The sequence below is a fragment of the Micromonospora sp. ATLC20 genome (genome assembly GCF_057196585.1).
On the sequence record NZ_JBXUOV010000319.1, the window covers coordinates 1 to 3,258 of the forward strand.

Sequence of the window (3,258 nt, forward strand, 5' to 3'; positions counted from 1 at the left end):
CGCACCGCGGCACCGGCGGCCCGGCGCAGCGACTCCGGGGCCGGAGCGGCGCCCGAGGGCTCCGGGCCGAGGCCGACGGCCACGACCAGCGGCGCGGTCACGGTGCCCAGCGTGGCCAGCTTGATCACCTCGCCCGGGCCACCTGTCGCGCCGAGCAGGGCCAGCGTCTCGGTCAGCTTTCCGTCGAACGCGGCGGCGATGCTCTCCCCGCCGGTGGCCAGCAGCAGGGCGTGGGCGGATGCGCCGCTGCCCGGCTCGGTGGTCTGGCTGTGCACGCCGATCACGATCGCGTCGACGGCGAGTTCGGCGGGGTCGGTGTCGACCAGGCTGAGGGTGGTGCGGGGCGATGTCACGAAAGCTACTCCGGGCGGGCCGGGCCGGCCGCGTAGTCGCGTACCGGCGATGAAGGTGTCTCCGGCGGCAACCTACCCGCCGGGGGGCGTGGCTGTCCCGCCGATGCGTGCCGACGGGATCCCGCCGATGCTAACCACAGCGGTCCGGGCCGGTAAGTTGCCACCCATGACCGAGGTGACCTCCGACGCCGCCGAGACCCGGCTGCGCCGCTCCCCGCTGCACGAGCGGCACACCGCGCTCGGCGCGAAGTTCGCCCCCTTCGGGGGCTGGCAGATGCCGCTGGAGTACGCCGGTGGCGGCGTGCTCAAGGAGCACACGGCCGTCCGCGAGGGCGTCGGCGTGTTCGACGTCTCGCACCTGGGCAAGATCCGGGTGACCGGGCCGGGCGCGGCGGACTTCGTCAACGCCTGCCTCACCAACGACCTCGGCCGGATCGCCCCCGGCCAGGCGCAGTACACGCTCTGCTGCGACGACGCCACCGGCGGCGTGGTGGACGACATCATCGCCTACCTGCACGCCGACGACCACGTCTTCCTGATCCCCAACGCCGCGAACACCGCCGAGGTGGCCCGCCGGCTGCGCGCCGCCGCGCCGGCCGGCGTCACCGTCACCGACGAGCACGAGGCGTACGCGGTGCTCGCCGTCCAGGGACCGCGCTCGGCGGACCTGCTGGGCGCGCTCGGCCTGCCCACCGGCCACGACTACATGAGCTTCTCCACTGCCACGCTCGACGGGGTGGAGCTGACCGTGTGCCGCACCGGCTACACCGGCGAGCTGGGCTACGAGTTGGTCGTACCGGCCGAGCACGCGGTCGCCGTCTGGGACGCGCTCTTCGCCGCGGTAGGCGACGTACGCGCCTGCGGCCTGGCCGCCCGGGACACGCTGCGCACCGAGATGGGCTACCCGCTGCACGGGCAGGACCTGTCCCCGGAGATCACCCCGGTGCAGGGCCGCTCCGGCTGGGCGGTGGGCTGGGACAAGCCGGCGTTCTGGGGCCGGGACGCGCTGCGCGCCGAGAAGGCCGCCGGCCCGGCCCGTACGCTGCGCGGCCTCACCGCCGTCGACCGGGCCATCCCGCGCCCCGGCATGGCCGTGTACGCGGGCGACCGCCAGGTCGGCACCGTCACCAGCGGCACGTTCAGCCCGACGCTCAAGCACGGCGTCGCGCTGGCGCTGGTCGACACCGACCCGAAGCTGGCCGACGGGGACGAGCTGGAGGTGGACATCCGGGGCCGACGCGCGCGGATGCGCCTGACCCGGCCGCCGTTCGTCAAGCCCTCGGTGCGCTGAGCCCGGAGGCGGACCCGCCCTCGGTGCGCTGAGCCGCGCGGGTCAGTGCTCGCCGCGCTCCCCGGCGTCGAGCACTGCCTGCGTCCAGCCGCCCTCCAGCACGCCGGTGCCGTCCAGCACGGCCCAGTCGACGACGTCCGACGCCTCCACCACCACCGGCGAGCCGATCCGCACGCTCGGGTCGGTGTTGGCGTCGCTGGCGCTGGCGCCGACGATCCGTTCCGGGGTGTCCCACGAGGTCACCCCGGCCCAGACGTACTCGGGGCCGTCGTCGCCGGGCAGGCCGTACTTGACCACGAGCTGGCTCTCCTCGGGCAGCCGCCCGGCCAGGAACCGGGCCCGGATGTCGCCGAGCGCCTCCCGGGCGGTCTCCACCGCGCGGCTCATCGCGTCCCCGGTTCGGGTGTAGCGCACGTCCGGCTGGATGCCGTTGAACAGCGTGGCGCAGGCGGCGGCGAAGTAGCGGCCGGGCGGACCCGGATGCCCGGGCGGCGGGTTCAGGCTCAGGAACGAGTCGGCGTCCGGGTCGGTGGCCGGGTCCAGCTCCAGCCGCAGCAGCACCGGTGCGGTCGCGCCGTGCTGTTCCGGATTGCCGTACGCCACGGCGATGTCGTGCCCGGTCACCGTGGCCAGCACCGGAAGCTGCACGAACGCCGGCACCTCCTCGCCGGTGAGCCCGTCGGTCCAGTCCCGCAGCAGCCGCCGGGCCGCGCCGGTCATCACCGCGCCCCACGCCCGGGTCAGGTGGTCCGGCACGCCCTGGGCCTGCAACTCCAGCAGCCCGAACCGGCGCAGCCCCTTCGTGGTGAACCAGAGCCCGTCGGAGTCCGAGGAGTAGGGCACCAGCACCCAGTCGACGAGCCGGATCCGGCCCTGCTCGTCGGGCAGCGAGCGCAGCGCCGCCGCCGGGTCGAGGAACTGCAGCCCGAAGACGTCCACCACGTCCCCGCCGACCGTCTCGGCGACCGCGGCGGCCACCGCGCGGGCGGCCCACTCGTGCGCGGGCGGCCAGCCCGGCCGGTACTCGGCCTGCACCACCACGAGGTGGGTGGCGGCGGCCAGCCGGGCCAGCTGCTCCTCGGTGGCGCCGAACGCGGTGAGCAGGTCCGGCGGCAGCTCGGGGAACTCGTCGACGGTACGGGTGTCCACCGTCATCAGCGGGCTGTCGAGCATCTGCCGGGCCAGCCCGTGGACCGGTTCGGCGAGCCGGCCGGCCAGCCCTTCCACGGCTGTCTTCGGGCTCACCTTGGGCAGCCCGGTGATCGGTACCAGGTACGTCGCGTCGAGCGACTCGGGCACCGGTACCGGCAGGAAGTCGTCCGTGATGAGCATGCCGTCCCCCTCGACCGCGCCGGTGCACTCGCCCCGAACGCTACCCGCCCGGACCGGTGACGCTCAGCCGGTCAGCACCAGTCCCAGGTAGGACAGCGTGGTGACGATCTCCACGAGCGCCCCGAGCACGTCGCCGGTGATGCCGCCGAAGCGGCGTACCAGGTGCCGCAGCAGCCCGGCCGCGACGGCGAGCGCGCCGAGGACGGCGAGCGGCCCCTGCCACGGACGGTCCGGCACCGCGGGCACGGCCGCCAGCGCGACGGCGACCGCGCCGAGCGCCGG

Annotated in this window: 4 protein-coding genes; 1 reads left to right on the plus strand and 3 read right to left on the minus strand. The window is 75.1% G+C overall.

What is annotated here, in order from left to right:
• The coding region (locus AC2CHG_RS30780; RefSeq protein ID WP_484526137.1) for a M17 family peptidase N-terminal domain-containing protein at positions 1–353 on the minus strand (353 nt) is incomplete at its 3' end.
• A 166-nt stretch (positions 354–519) separates the two neighbouring features.
• Between AC2CHG_RS30780 and gcvT the strand changes: the two genes are divergently transcribed.
• The gene (gcvT, locus tag AC2CHG_RS30785) at positions 520–1,644 is read left to right on the plus strand and encodes a glycine cleavage system aminomethyltransferase GcvT (RefSeq protein ID WP_484526138.1); all 1,125 of its coding nucleotides are present in this window, start codon (positions 520–522) and stop codon (positions 1,642–1,644) included.
• Between the two features lie 42 nt (positions 1,645–1,686).
• Here the strand turns inward: gcvT and AC2CHG_RS30790 are convergent, their stop codons facing one another.
• Positions 1,687–2,976 (minus strand): DUF2314 domain-containing protein, encoded by a 1,290-nt coding sequence (locus AC2CHG_RS30790; RefSeq protein WP_355514634.1) that lies wholly within the window; start codon positions 2,974–2,976, stop codon positions 1,687–1,689.
• 63 nt (positions 2,977–3,039) lie between these two features.
• Positions 3,040–3,258, minus strand: a 219-nt coding sequence (locus AC2CHG_RS30795) for an adenosylcobinamide-GDP ribazoletransferase (protein ID WP_484526139.1), incomplete at its 5' end; no start/stop codon positions are given.